The organism is Actinokineospora sp. UV203, from assembly GCF_056323665.1.
Genome location: NZ_CM150484.1, coordinates 2,287,830 through 2,299,892, shown reverse-complemented (window position 1 = coordinate 2,299,892; position 12,063 = coordinate 2,287,830). Strand labels below are relative to the sequence as shown.

Genomic DNA, 12,063 nt, shown 5'->3' with positions numbered 1-12,063 from the left:
CTCCACCAGCACGGCATTGGCGCCACCATCACCACCGCTAGCACCGCCACAGCCGGCCACCGCCACTGCCACCGCCACTGCCATCGCCACCGGCCACGCGGCTATCGCCACCGCTACCCGCCACGCGGCTACCGCTACCGCTACCGCTGCAGCCAGCCGTGCCGGGTACCACCGCCGCCGGCTCGCCATCCGCGGCCGGCCACGCCGGCTGCCGCCCGCCACTGGTGCCAGCGCCATCGGCCACCGTCGTTGACAGCGCCGCCGGCTGCCGGCCGGCACCACCCAGCGGGCATTGGGATCTCCGCAGCCCGTTGTAGGGTCTGCTTCAGTCGCGGATCACCAGTGAGACTCGTGCGCGGTCGGCGATGTCCAGCCATGGTCGCCATCTTGCGGCGCACTCCGCAGGCTCTGCCCACGGCGACGTGCAGCGGACCATTCGGGTTCCTGGGCGGTCGAGCCACCGTAAGACCACACCCACCTCCTCGGCCGGTGCTCCCCTCAGTGGGCCCTCGCCCGGGATCACCGTCTCCGCTGACGCCACCAGGTTCTCCACGACCGGCATCGGTTGTACCCCTCGGCGGGCCACTCCCGCCGAGGCGAGTCGGCCGTGGCGGACCACCGCGAACTCCCACCCTCCGGCCGAGTCCGGTCGGGCCGCCACGAGTTCCGCCACCGAGGCCAGGGCCGCGAGTCGTTGGCCTCGGTCCAGGGCGCGGATGAGGGTGGACATTCGGTCTCGGCCGTTGCGGGCCTGTTCGAACCGTTCCTCGGTGGACAGTGCGACCAGTCGGGATTCCAAGAGCCGCAACGGGTCCAGGTGTCGGCCTGCCACCAGGGCGTCCACGGCGTGGACCATGGGTTGGTATTGCTCGACCGTCTGTCTCCCCGCGCAGGGTGCGCCGCAGCGGTCCAGTTCCGCCAGGGCGCAAGGGCTTCCGGTTGCCGACTTCGCGGGAATCCTTACCGTGCAAGGGCGAATGCCGGTGGCGTCCTGCAGGGCCAGTAAGGCCTCATCGGCCATTCGCTTGCTGCGGAACGGTCCCAGCGAGCCGTCGCGCGGGCGTCGCACCACCGAGAGCCGGGGGAACGGTTCCTCGGTCAACGTGATCCACCACGAGTTCCGGGCGTTCTTGGACCGACGGTTGTACGCCGGTTTGTGGGCCGACAGCAGCCGCAGCTCCCGGACCTCCGCCTCCAGTGGGTGGGCGCAGGTGACCGTGTCGACCCGGACCGCGAGGCTGACCATCTCTCGGAGTCGGCGTCGGGTCTCGCCCGCGGTGAAGTACTGGCGGACTCGCCGTTTCAGGTCTGAGGCGGTGCCGACGTAGAGGACTTCCTCGGACGGTCCTCTGAACAGGTAGACGCCGGGTTCGTTCGGCAGGTCCTCGGCGAGGGTGCGCTTGCGGCGCTGGGCGGCCGTGACCTCCGGCAGGTAGTCGAGCAGTTCCTCCAGCGACTGGACGCCGAGTGAACCCACCCGCTCCAGCAGGCCGTGCAGCACGTCGACCGTCGCGCGGGCGTCGGCCAGGGCGCGGTGGTTGGGCATGGTGGAGGCGCGGAACAACGCGGCCAGGGCGGAGAGGCGGCAGCTTGGCGCTTCCTCGCGGGTGAGGACTCGGCGACCCAGTCGCACCGTGCAGACGACCGCGGGTTTCGGCCACCGGTAGCCGAGCTTGCGGCACGCCGCCTTGATGAACCCGACGTCGAATCCGGAGTTGTGCGCGACCAGCACCGAGCCCGCCGCGAACTCCAGGAAGGCGGGCAGCACCGCCTCGATCTTCGGCGCCGTGTAGACCATCGAATCGGTGATGCCGGTCAGCGCGATGATCTCCGGCGGGATGCCCCGGCCCGGGTCGACCAGGGTGGCGAACTCGCCGATCACCTCGCCGCCGCGCACCTTGACGGCGCCGAACTCGGTGATCGCGTCGGTCTCCGCGCTGCCGCCCGTGGTCTCCAGGTCGAACACGACGAAGGTGGTCTCGCGCAGCGGCGTACCCAGCTCGTCGAAGGCGAGCTGGGTACGGGTGGCGGATGCGGTGCTCATCACCGCCGAAGCTAGATCACACCACCGACACTTCCGTCAGTTCCCACGGCCGAGGAGCCGACACGTCGCGGTCGGCCTGCCACTAGCCTTACCGAATGGCCACGCCGCCCCAGCCGGAAGACCCCGGCCCCGAACCGTCCACCGTGGACGGCACAGGCGGCACGGACAGCACAGACAACGTGGCCGTGGACTGGTCGACCCTGCCCGACACGGTCAGGAACCGGCTCGCCGAGCTCGGCGCCGACGCGGTCGGGTCGCTGCCGCCGGTCGACATCCCGCAGATGGTCCGCCCGGTGGCCCGGTTCGCGCCCAGCAAGCGGGCCCGGCTCGGCGGCTCGGCCATCATCGCCGGGCTGCGTGACGTGGTCGGTTTCCGAACCGCCGTCGTGCAGTGGTGCCGGGAGAACAAGCCCGCCGCGCTCGACCTGGGCGGCAACGACCCGGTCAGCGTCGCCGCGGCCGCCGTGCTGCTCGGCGAGGAATCGGCGGTGCATTACCTGGAGCTGGTCTCCAGGCGCGCTTCGGACACGTCGCTGCGGGCGGAGCGGGACGCCGCCGTCGCCCGGCTGCAGAAGGTCGAAGCCGAGCTGGCCCGGGTGCAGGCCCTGCTCGGCGAGTCCACCGGAGCGGTCGACCGGGTGCGCGCCGAGGCCGAGGCCGAGGTGGAGCGGCTGCGCAAGCGCCTGCGCGACCAGGGCGTGAAGCTGCGCGAGGCCAAGGACACCGCCGAGACCGCCCAGGTCGCGGTCGACCGGGTCCGCACCGAGTGCGCCGCCCAGGTCGCCGCGCTCACCGAGCAGCGCGACCGCGAACGCGACCGGGTCGAGACCGAGCGAGGCCGCGCCGAACGCGCCGAGGCCGACGCCGACATCGCCCGGCAGTCCGCCCGTGAGGCGCGTCAAGCCGACGAGGTGCGCCTGGCGCTGCTCGTCGACACCCTCGACGGCGCGGTCACCGGTCTGCGCCGCGAACTCGCCCTCGGCGGTGGCGGCCCCCGACCCGCGGACCTTGTGCGGGGCGCCACGGCGGCCCAGGGCGTGGTGGGCCGGGTCGAGGACCCGGCCGCCCTGGACCGGCTGCTCGCGCTGCCCTCGGTGCACCTCGTCGTCGACGGGTACAACGTCACCAAGACCGGCTACGCGGAACTCTCCCTGGCCGACCAGCGCGACCGCCTGGTCCGCCAGCTCGCCTCCCTCGCCGCGCGCACGTCCGCGGAGGTCACGCTGGTGTTCGACGGCGCGGGAGTGGTCGCCGTGCCGGTCGCCGCCCCGCGCGGGGTCCGCGTCCTGTTCAGCGATCCGGGCGTCCTCGCCGACGACGTGATCAAGGCGCTGGTCACCGCGGAACCCGAGGGCAGGCCAGTCGTTGTCGTTACGTCCGACCGGGCTGTGGCGGACGCGGTCCGTCGCCGAGGCGCCCACCCGGTGCCGTCCGCCGTCCTGCTCGCCCGGCTTGGGCGCATTTGATCACCCGATAGTGCCCGCGCCGTCACGTGACCGATACCTTCGCGTTAATACTAGTGAGTAGGGAACGCGACACCGAGGAGTTGGTACGCGGGTGCATAGGTGGGGTTCGGTCAAGATTGCCGCCGCGCTGGCCTTGGTGGCCGCGCTGTTGGCCAACCCGCTCGCGGGCGCGCAGCCCACCGAGCCGCCGCAGATCGAGGCCGGTGTCGGCCCGGGCGCCCCGGTGCCGGACTCCCGGCCGGGTGAGGCCTTCGCCGATCCCAAGGTCGCCGAGCTGCAGCGCACCGCCACCGACGTGCAGCGCGAGCTGTCCGACCTCTCGGACAAGATCCGGACCGCCGAGGACGAGCTGCGCCAGGCCACCAGCCAGGTGGAGCGCGCGCGGGGGGAGCGGGAAGCCGCTGACAAGGTCGTCGCCGCCCAACAGGGCGAGGTCGACGCCTACTCCGCCGCCCTCTATTCCGCGCTGGCGCAGCCCAGTGAGCTGCAGATGCTGCTCACCGCGGGCGGCCCGGAGGAGTTCCTGCAGGGCAGCAGCCTGATCGAGCGCGTGCGGATCGACCAGGACCACCGGCTCGCCCAGGCCGTCGCCCGGCAGCGCGGGGCGCTGGACGCCGAGAACACCGCCGTGGGCACCGAGCGGGCCGCCGCCGAGCGCAAGGCCGACCTGGACCGCCGCAACGGCGACGCGTCCAACCGGGCCGCGGCGGTGTCGTCGGAACTGCGCGGCAAGGTCGAGGACACCAACGCCGCGGTGATCGCCCAGCAGACCGCGCAGCGCGAACGCAACCAGAAGACCGCGGCGAGCTGGAAGGCCTACACCGACAAGCTGGCGCTCGCGGGCATCGTCGCGCCCAACGCGGCCGCCCTGCGCGATCCCGCGCAGCTGCCCGCCCGGCTGGAGCCGCTGCCTGGCTCGACCGGCGTGCCGCAGCCGGGCGTCGCCCGGGCCACGCTGCCGACCGGCGAGAAGCTGCTCGTCTTGCCCGCCGAGGTGATCGGCGCGGTGAGCACCGCCGTCGGTGTGCTCGGCAAGCCCTACGTGCCCGGCACGGGCGGCGAGGGCCCCAACGCGTACTCCTGCGACGGCCTGGTCAAGTCGGTGTTCGGGGCGGGCGGACTGAGCCTGCCCGGCGCCGTGGCCGAGCAGATGAGCGTGCTGACCCCGGTGCCGACCCCGGACGCCCAACCCGGCGACGTCGTGTTCCTCGGCCCCGCCCGGCTCGGGGTGCAGGGCGTCGGCATCGTGCTCGACGAACGCACCATGCTCACCGCCGACGGCAGGCTGGCCGGCGTCGTGGTGACGGACCTGCCCGGCGGGGACACCCTGCTCGGTGTCGCCCGGCCCGCGCTCGGGCAGCGCCAGCCCCAGCCCGCGCCGAAGGCCACCGACGGCGGCCTGCGCTGGCGCTGTGGGGGAGTGCAACTCCCGCCACGCGCGCCTGGGGAGGCGCCCGGGGCTTGGGGCGGCTATCCCAACGGCCTCATTCCGCAGGCGGCGCTGTGCCTCATCGGCGTCGGCTCGCACTCGCTTCGCTGCGACGCGGCCGGGTCGTTCCGGGCGATGTCGGACGCGTTCGGCTCGGTGTTCGGCCGCGCGATCTGCCTGACCGACTCTTATCGGACCTTCTCCGCCCAGGTGCGGCTCTACGGCGTGAAGCCCGCCTTGGCCGCGGTGCCGGGCACCAGCAACCACGGCTGGGGGCTGGCGGTGGACCTCTGCGGGGGAGCCCAGTCGTTCGGCACCCCGGAATACGCCTGGCTCGCCCAGAACGCGGGCGCGTTCGGCTGGGCGAATCCGCCGTGGGCGCGTCCGGGTCGGGGCCGCGAGGAGCCCTGGCACTGGGAATACATCGGTTCTTGATCTATCGAGTTCGATCGTTTCGAACACCTGAGCGAAATTGTCGGTGGCGTCTTCTAGTGTGTGAAACACGAGATCGTCGGCACCGGAAAGGACCCGGGTAATGATCATCGATTGCGATAGCTGCGAGGTCCGTGGGAACGCTTGTCAGGATTGTGTGATCAGTGTGCTCCTCGGCGCGCCGCCCAATGTCGATCTCGACACCTCCGAGCGGCTGGCGATCGATGCCCTCGCGAGCGCCGGTCTCGTACCCCGGCTGCGGCTGATTCCGGTGGAGAAAACGGCCTGAAACCGGGTGATCGGCCGGGGTGATCATAAATATTCGCCGAACGGTCGCTCCAGATCGCCGAACGGTTCCACGCCCGGGTGAACTGGGTGTTGTCGTTGTCACAGGGTGGAGTTGCCACTGCTCCGTTGGTGTTTGGGAAGGAATCCCGGCGCTTTTCCGGCACACCTGGTAGACGAGGAGGCTCACGTTTCGTAACCTGTCCGAGATCTCGCGGCCAGCAGTCGCCCACCCCGAGGTGGCTACGCGAGATCGCCGCCGAAATCAGCCTCGTCCGGCTGACCCGGATCCCCCACGGTGGGGTCGTCGATGATCGAGAAGTGAGCGATACGATCGCGAGCGGATCGGTCCGGCCGGAGGGTGCTTCCCCAAAGCGCCGCCGGTGCCCGAGGACAACCCCGTCGGCGGTTTTTGAGGACGAAGGAGTACGCGCGACGTGTCGTCGCATCGACTCAAGCGAGCTGTGCGTGGAGCCCTGAGTGTCACCGCGGTCATCTCGGTGATCGGTATGTCCCAGAGTCCCGCGTATGCGCAGCCGGCCCAGCCCCCGCCGCCCCCGGCCACCGCGTCGGAAGCGATCAAGCAGTACCAGGAGCTCAGCGCCAAGGCCGGAACCATCAACGAGGATCTCCTGAAGGCGAAGGAAGACCTCAAGGTCAAGCAGGCCGAATACGACAAGGCCACGGCCGATGTCGCCGCGGCCGCCGAGCTGGAGAAGCAGGCCGCCGCTCAGGAAGAGCAGTTCCGCGGCCAGGTCGACCAGCTGACCAGCGCGTCGTTCCAGGGCGCGCGCTTCAACAAGATCAGCGCGCTGCTGACCGGATCGTCCGCGGACGACTTCCTTGAGCGTGCTTCCGCGCTCACGGTCCTCGCCTCGGACAACCAGAACGCGCTGTCCAAGTACACGACCGCGGTGGCCACCGCCGCCCAGGCGCGCAAGCAGGCCGAGGACGGCCAGAAGCGCGCGGGTGAGGCCAAGGCGGCTTCGGAGAAGCTGCTCGCCGACATCACCAAGGCGAAGGCCGATCTCGACACGCAGATCAAGCAGGTCGAGGACGCCAAGAACCGCCTCACCGCGGCGGAGAAGAAGACCCTGTTCGAACCGCCCGTCGACACCGGCGTCTACGTCGGCTCCGGCGACGCGGGCAAGGCCATGGAGGTCGCGCTCGCGCAGCGCGGCGACCCGTACGTGTGGGGTGCCGAAGGCCCGAACGCGTTCGACTGCTCCGGCCTGACGCTCTACGCCTACCGCGCCATCGGCATCAACCTGCCGCACTCCAGCCGGTCGCAGTACACCTACGGCAAGTCGGTCTCCAAGAGCGAACTCGCCCCCGGTGACCTGCTGTTCTACGGCGGTAGCGCCAGCTCGATCCACCACGTCGCCATGTACATCGGCAACGGCATGCTCGTGCACGCCTCCACCTCGGGTGTGCCGGTGAAGACCGCCCCGCTCTCCGGTGGCGGCAGCGACTACCTCGGTGCCAAGCGCATCGTCGGGTAGCCGTCAGCGAACAGTTTCGAGTCGGGACCAGTGCCATTGGGTACTGGTCCCGACTTGTTTCTCCCTTACGATCACCCAATGGCCATGAGGGCACGGGTGCGAGCTTGGCTGAGCGCCGTGGTCGCCACGACGGCGCTCGCCGGGATGGTGTTCATCGCCGTCCCCGCGTCCCAGGTCGACCCGTCGCCGGTCGCGCCCAGCCAGGGGCAGCCGCTGGGCGGTCTGGAGCCCGCGGGGCCCAAGGGCGGCGACACCGAGCGCGCCGACGCGATCAGGTCGCTGCTGGAGCGGCGGGCCGACGCCGTCGTGCGCCGCGACGAGGCCGCGTTCCTGGCCGGTCTCGACCCGCTGGCCGACCCGAACTTCCTGGAAAGCCAGCGGGCGCTGTTCGCCAACCTCGCCGAAGTGCCGTTCGACCACTGGTCCTACGTGCTGCACCCCGACGACAGCCTCGACCTGACCTCGCTGGCCGACGATCGCAGCGCCGAGCTGTGGGCGCCCGCGGTGGACCTGCGGTACGCGCTCGGCGGGGTCGACCCGGCCCCGACCAATCGGGCCATGGGCTACCTGTTCGTCCACCGCGCGGGCACCTGGTATCTGCGGTCCGACACCGCGCTGAACGACCTGGGCAGGCGGTCGTGGCGCGGCCCGTGGGACTTCGGCCCGTGCGTGGTGACCAAGACGGCGTACGGCCTGGTCCTGGCCCACCCGGGCAGCCAGCCGATGGTCGACCGGCTGGTCCGCGAGCTGGACCCGTCGGTCGAGGCCGTCAGCGAGGTGTGGGGCAACGGCTGGTCCAGGCGGGTCGCCCTGTTCCTGCCGGACGGGCCCGCCGAGATGCGGGCGCTGGTCGGACCGGACTTCCCGGTGGAGTCCGTCGTCGCCGTCGCGATCGCGGACCGGGTGGACACGGCCGAGCGGACCGCCACCGGGCAGCGCGTCATCCTCAGCCCGATGGGCGCCCGCGCGCTGTCGGTCGCCTCGCTGCGGGTGGTCCTGCGGCACGAGATCACCCACGTCGCCGCCCGGTCGGTGACCGTCGACGGCTCCCCGATGTGGCTGCTCGAAGGGTTCTCCGACTACGTCGGCTACCGCGACACCGACATCGCGCTGTCCCAGGGCGCGCCCGACCTGGCCAAACAGGTCCGCGAGTCCGGCCCGCCGACGTCGCTGCCCGAGGACCGCGCGTTCCGCGGCAAGGACCGCGAACTCGACCTCGCCTACCAGCAGGCGTGGTCGATCACCCGGTTCCTGGCCGAACGCTTCGGTGAACAGCGCCTGGTCACGCTCTACCGCGAGCTGGGCGGGGCGGGGCCGCTGTCGGCCAGCGAGACCGACGACCTGCTGCGCCGGGTGATCGGCATGGATCGCGCGATCCTGCTCCGCGAGTGGCAGGCATACCTGCGTGGGGCGCTGCGGTAGCCGGGGAATAGGTTGGCCGGGTGCGTCGAACGCTTCTGGTGACCAACGATTTCCCGCCCCGCCCCGGCGGCATCCAGACCTATCTGCACTCGTTCGCCACCCGGCTCGGGCAGGACCTGGTCGTCTACGCGCCCTCGTGGGAGTCGAAGTCGGGCACCCATGAGGAGTTCGACGCGAAGCAGCCGTTCACCGTCGTGCGCCACCCCGGCAAGCTGATGCTGCCCACTCCCGACGTCGCCCGCCGCGCCCGCGAGATCCTGCGCGCCGAGAGCTGCGACTCGGTGTGGTTCGGTGCCGCCGCCCCGCTCGCCCTGCTCGCGCCCACCCTGCGCGCGGCGGGCGCCCGCCGCGTGCTCGCCAGCACCCACGGCCACGAGGTCGGCTGGTCGATGCTCCCCGGCGCCCGCCAGGCCATCCGCCGGATCGGCGCGACCACCGACGTCGTCACCTACGTCAGCAAGTACACCCGGGCCCGGTTCGCCGCCGCCTTCGGCCGCTCGGCGGCGCTGGAGCTGCTGCCTTCGGGTGTCGACACCGACCTCTACCGGCCCGACCCGGCGGCCCGTGCCGAGATCCGCGCCCGGTACGGGCTGGGCGACCGGCCGACCGTGGTGTGCGTGTCCCGGCTGATGCCGCGCAAGGGCCAGGACATGCTCATCCGCGCGCTGCCGGGGATCCGTGCCCGCGTGCCCGACGCGGCGCTGCTGCTGGTCGGTGGCGGCCCGTACCGGCCCCGGCTGGAGTCCCTGGCGCAGCAGGCAGGCGTCGCCGAGCATGTGGTGCTCACCGGCTCGGTGCCGTGGGAGGAGCTGCCCGCGCACTACGCGGCCGGTGACGTGTTCGCCATGCCGTGCCGCACACATGGCCGGGGCTTGGACGTCGAGGCCCTGGGGATCGTTTTCCTGGAGGCCGCCGCCACCGGTCTGCCGGTTGTTGTCGGCGACTCCGGCGGCGCCCCCGAGACCGTGCTGGACGGCGAGACCGGCCATGTGGTCGACGGCCGGGACGTCGCCGAACTGTCCGACCGCGTCGGTAACCTCCTGGCCGACCCCGCCAAGGCCGCCGCGATGGGCGCGGCGGGCCGTGAGTGGATGCGGCGGTCCTGGCAGTGGTCGGACCGGGCCGGGCGCCTGTCCACCCTGCTCGACGGTGAGACGACCTACCGGTTCGGCACGAACTGAGGAGTGCGCATGGTCTTGGACCCGGTGATCGAGGAACGCCCCGCGCAGGCGTATATGGGCGTGCGTCGGGTAGTGACCATGGCGACGATGAACGAGATAGCCGACCGGATCCCGGAGATCATCGGCAGCCTGATCGAGCGTGGCGTCGCCATCGCGGGCGCGCCCTTCCTCCGGTACCTCCGGGTCGACCCGGAGGGCGAGGTCGAGGTCGAGGCGGGCGTGCCCGTGTCGGCGTCGGACGTCGAGGAGCCCGCCGTGCTCCCCGCGGGCCGCTACGTGACGATCACCCACGTCGGCCACCCGGACGGCTTGACCGACCTCACCGCCGCCGTGCTCGCCTGGGGTGACGAGCAGGGCCTGGACTGGGACGTCGAGGAAGGCCTCTGGGGCGCGCGGGTCGAACGCTTCCTGACCAACCCCATCGAGCAGCCCGACCCGACCCAGTGGCACACGGAGCTGGCCGTCCGACTCGCCGGTCAGCCGTAGAGGGCGGCGATCTCCTCGGCGTACGCCTTGGTGATCGCCTCGCGCCGCACCTTCATGCTGGGCGTGATCTCACCCGCCGCCTCGGTGAAGTCGCGCGGCAGGATGGTGAACTCGCGGATCGACTCGGCCTTCGACACCGCGCGGTTCGCCTCGTCCACCGCCGTCCGGATCTCCGCGCGCAGGTCGGGGTCGTCCACCAGGTCGGCGACGGCCATCTGCTTGCCGTGGCTCGCCGCCCACACCGAGACGAAGTCGGGGTCGAGGGTCACCAGCGCGGCCACGAACGGCCGCCGGTCGCCGACCACCACGCACTGGCTGACCAGCGGGTGCCTGCGTACCCGGTCCTCCAGCAGCGCGGGCGCGACGTTCTTGCCGCCCGCGGTGACGATGATGTCCTTCTTGCGTCCGGTGATCCGCAGGAATCCCTCGTCGTCGAGGGTGCCGAGGTCGCCGGTGCGCAGCCAGCCGCCGTCGAGGACCTCCGCGGTGGCGGCCGGGTTGTGCCAGTAGCCGCGGAACACCATCTCGCCGGACAGCAGGATCTCGCCGTCCTCGGCGATGCGCACCGACGCGCCGGTGACCGGCTTGCCGACCGTGCCGACCCGGAACGCCCGCTCGGTGTTGACGCAGATGGCCGCCGACGTCTCGGTGAGCCCGTAGCCCTCGTACACGGGCACGCCGACGCCGCGGAAGAAGTGCGCCAGGTGCTCACCCAGCGGCGCGCTGCCGGAGATCGCCGCCACGCACCGGCCGCCCAGGACCGCGCGCAGCCTGCTGTAGACGACCTTGCTCATCGCCGCGCGACGGGCCTTGAGAGCCAGTGACGGCCCCGGCCCGTCCAGGGCGGTGCTGTACTCGACCGCGAGTCCCTCGGCGAGGTCGAAGACCCGGCCGCGGCCCGCGGCGTGCGCTCGCTGCTTCGCCGAGTTGTAGACCTTCTCGAACACCCGCGGCACGGCGACGATGAACGACGGCCGGAACGTCGCGAGGTCGGCGACCAGGTCGCGGACGTCGGGCAGGTGGCCCAGCGTGGTGCGGGAGTACACGCAGCACAGCGCGATGGCGCGGGCGAACACGTGGGCCAGCGGCAGGAACACCAGCATCGCGTTCGACGGCCGCATGAGCTGCGGGAACGCGGCGATGTCGGCGCGGATCTCGGCGAGGAGGTTGCGGTGGGTCAGCTCGACGCCCTTGGGCCTGCCGGTGGTGCCCGAGGTGTAGACCAGGGTCGCGGTGTCGGAGGAGCGGACTGAGAGCCTGCGCTCGTGCGCGGTCTTGTCGCTGACGTCCGCGCCCACCGCGGTGAGCTCGTCGACCGCCGCGTCGAGCTCGCCGCCCGGCTCGATCTGCCACACGTGCTCGACCTCGGCGAGCCGGTCGACCACCTTCTCCACGGTGTGCCGGTGGGCCTCGGTCTCCACCACGACCGCCCGCGCGCCGGAGTCGCCCAGGATCCACGCGATCTGCTCGGCCGAGGAGGTCTCGTACACGGGGACGGTCACGCAGCCCGCCGCCCAGATGGCGAAGTCGAGCAGCGTCCACTCGTACCGGGTCCGCGACAGCAGCGCCACCCGGTCGCCCGCCCGCAGTCCCGAGCCGATCAGGCCCTTGGCCACGGCCGCGACCTGCGCGGCGAACTCGGCGGTGGTGACGTCGATCCACGACCCGTCCACCCGCCGCCGGAACGCCACCGCGTCGGCGAAGCGCTCGGCGTTGGCCCACACCATGTCGGTGAGGCTTTCCTCGTCGGACACTGCCCCGATGGCGGGCACGCTGTATTCGCGCACGTCGACCTCCCGTGATCGCCCCCAAAATT

Annotated in this window: 9 protein-coding genes; 7 read left to right on the top strand and 2 right to left on the bottom strand. The window is 71.8% G+C overall.

All coding sequences use genetic code 11. From position 1 onward, the window contains the following. Positions 1-325 precede the first annotated feature (325 nt). Positions 326-2,044, bottom strand: coding sequence for a DEDD exonuclease domain-containing protein (locus ACUZ2Y_RS10525; protein WP_476329309.1), 1,719 nt, complete (start codon positions 2,042-2,044; stop codon positions 326-328). 95 nt (positions 2,045-2,139) lie between these two features. Here ACUZ2Y_RS10525 and ACUZ2Y_RS10520 point away from each other — a divergent pair, with 95 nt between their 5' ends. The 7 genes from ACUZ2Y_RS10520 (at position 2,140) to ACUZ2Y_RS10490 (ending at position 10,247) form a co-directional block, all read left to right on the top strand. Beyond that, positions 2,140-3,510 carry an NYN domain-containing protein gene (locus ACUZ2Y_RS10520; RefSeq protein WP_476329307.1) on the top strand — a complete coding sequence of 457 codons (1,371 nt, stop codon included), beginning with the start codon at positions 2,140-2,142 and terminating at the stop codon, positions 3,508-3,510. Positions 3,511-3,601: 91 nt separating this feature from the next. Beyond that, positions 3,602-5,374 (top strand): D-alanyl-D-alanine carboxypeptidase family protein, encoded by a 1,773-nt coding sequence (locus ACUZ2Y_RS10515; RefSeq protein ID WP_476329305.1) that lies wholly within the window; start codon positions 3,602-3,604, stop codon positions 5,372-5,374. Between the two features lie 154 nt (positions 5,375-5,528). Next, positions 5,529-5,660 carry a hypothetical protein gene (locus ACUZ2Y_RS10510; protein ID WP_476329303.1) on the top strand — a complete coding sequence of 44 codons (132 nt, stop codon included), beginning with the start codon at positions 5,529-5,531 and terminating at the stop codon, positions 5,658-5,660. Between the two features lie 505 nt (positions 5,661-6,165). After that, a complete protein-coding gene (locus ACUZ2Y_RS10505; RefSeq protein ID WP_476329301.1) occupies positions 6,166-7,158 on the top strand; it encodes a C40 family peptidase in 993 nt (330 codons plus the stop codon). Between the two features lie 78 nt (positions 7,159-7,236). Beyond that, a complete protein-coding gene (locus ACUZ2Y_RS10500) occupies positions 7,237-8,580 on the top strand; it encodes a gluzincin family metallopeptidase (RefSeq protein ID WP_476329299.1) in 1,344 nt (447 codons plus the stop codon). Between the two features lie 20 nt (positions 8,581-8,600). Next, positions 8,601-9,761 (top strand): glycosyltransferase family 4 protein, encoded by a 1,161-nt coding sequence (locus tag ACUZ2Y_RS10495; protein ID WP_476329297.1) that lies wholly within the window; start codon positions 8,601-8,603, stop codon positions 9,759-9,761. Between the two features lie 9 nt (positions 9,762-9,770). Beyond that, positions 9,771-10,247: a GyrI-like domain-containing protein gene (locus ACUZ2Y_RS10490; RefSeq protein ID WP_476329295.1), complete on the top strand. Its 477-nt coding sequence runs from the start codon at positions 9,771-9,773 to the stop codon at positions 10,245-10,247. Here the strand turns inward: ACUZ2Y_RS10490 and ACUZ2Y_RS10485 are convergent. Next, positions 10,238-12,034 (bottom strand): AMP-dependent synthetase/ligase, encoded by a 1,797-nt coding sequence (locus ACUZ2Y_RS10485; RefSeq protein ID WP_476329293.1) that lies wholly within the window; start codon positions 12,032-12,034, stop codon positions 10,238-10,240. The two genes, ACUZ2Y_RS10490 and ACUZ2Y_RS10485, sit on opposite strands and share 10 nt — an antisense overlap. Positions 12,035-12,063 lie beyond the last annotated feature (29 nt).

Excerpts from the sequence above, each read along its gene's own strand:
- ACUZ2Y_RS10525 (WP_476329309.1), bottom strand. The coding sequence starts at position 2,044 with ATGAGCACCGCATCCGCCACCCGTACCCAGCTCGCCTTCGACGAGCTG.
- ACUZ2Y_RS10520 (WP_476329307.1), top strand. The coding sequence starts at position 2,140 with ATGGCCACGCCGCCCCAGCCGGAAGACCCCGGCCCCGAACCGTCCACC.
- ACUZ2Y_RS10505 (WP_476329301.1), top strand. The coding sequence starts at position 6,166 with ATGTCCCAGAGTCCCGCGTATGCGCAGCCGGCCCAGCCCCCGCCGCCC.
- ACUZ2Y_RS10500 (WP_476329299.1), top strand. The coding sequence starts at position 7,237 with ATGGCCATGAGGGCACGGGTGCGAGCTTGGCTGAGCGCCGTGGTCGCC.
- ACUZ2Y_RS10490 (WP_476329295.1), top strand. The coding sequence starts at position 9,771 with ATGGTCTTGGACCCGGTGATCGAGGAACGCCCCGCGCAGGCGTATATG.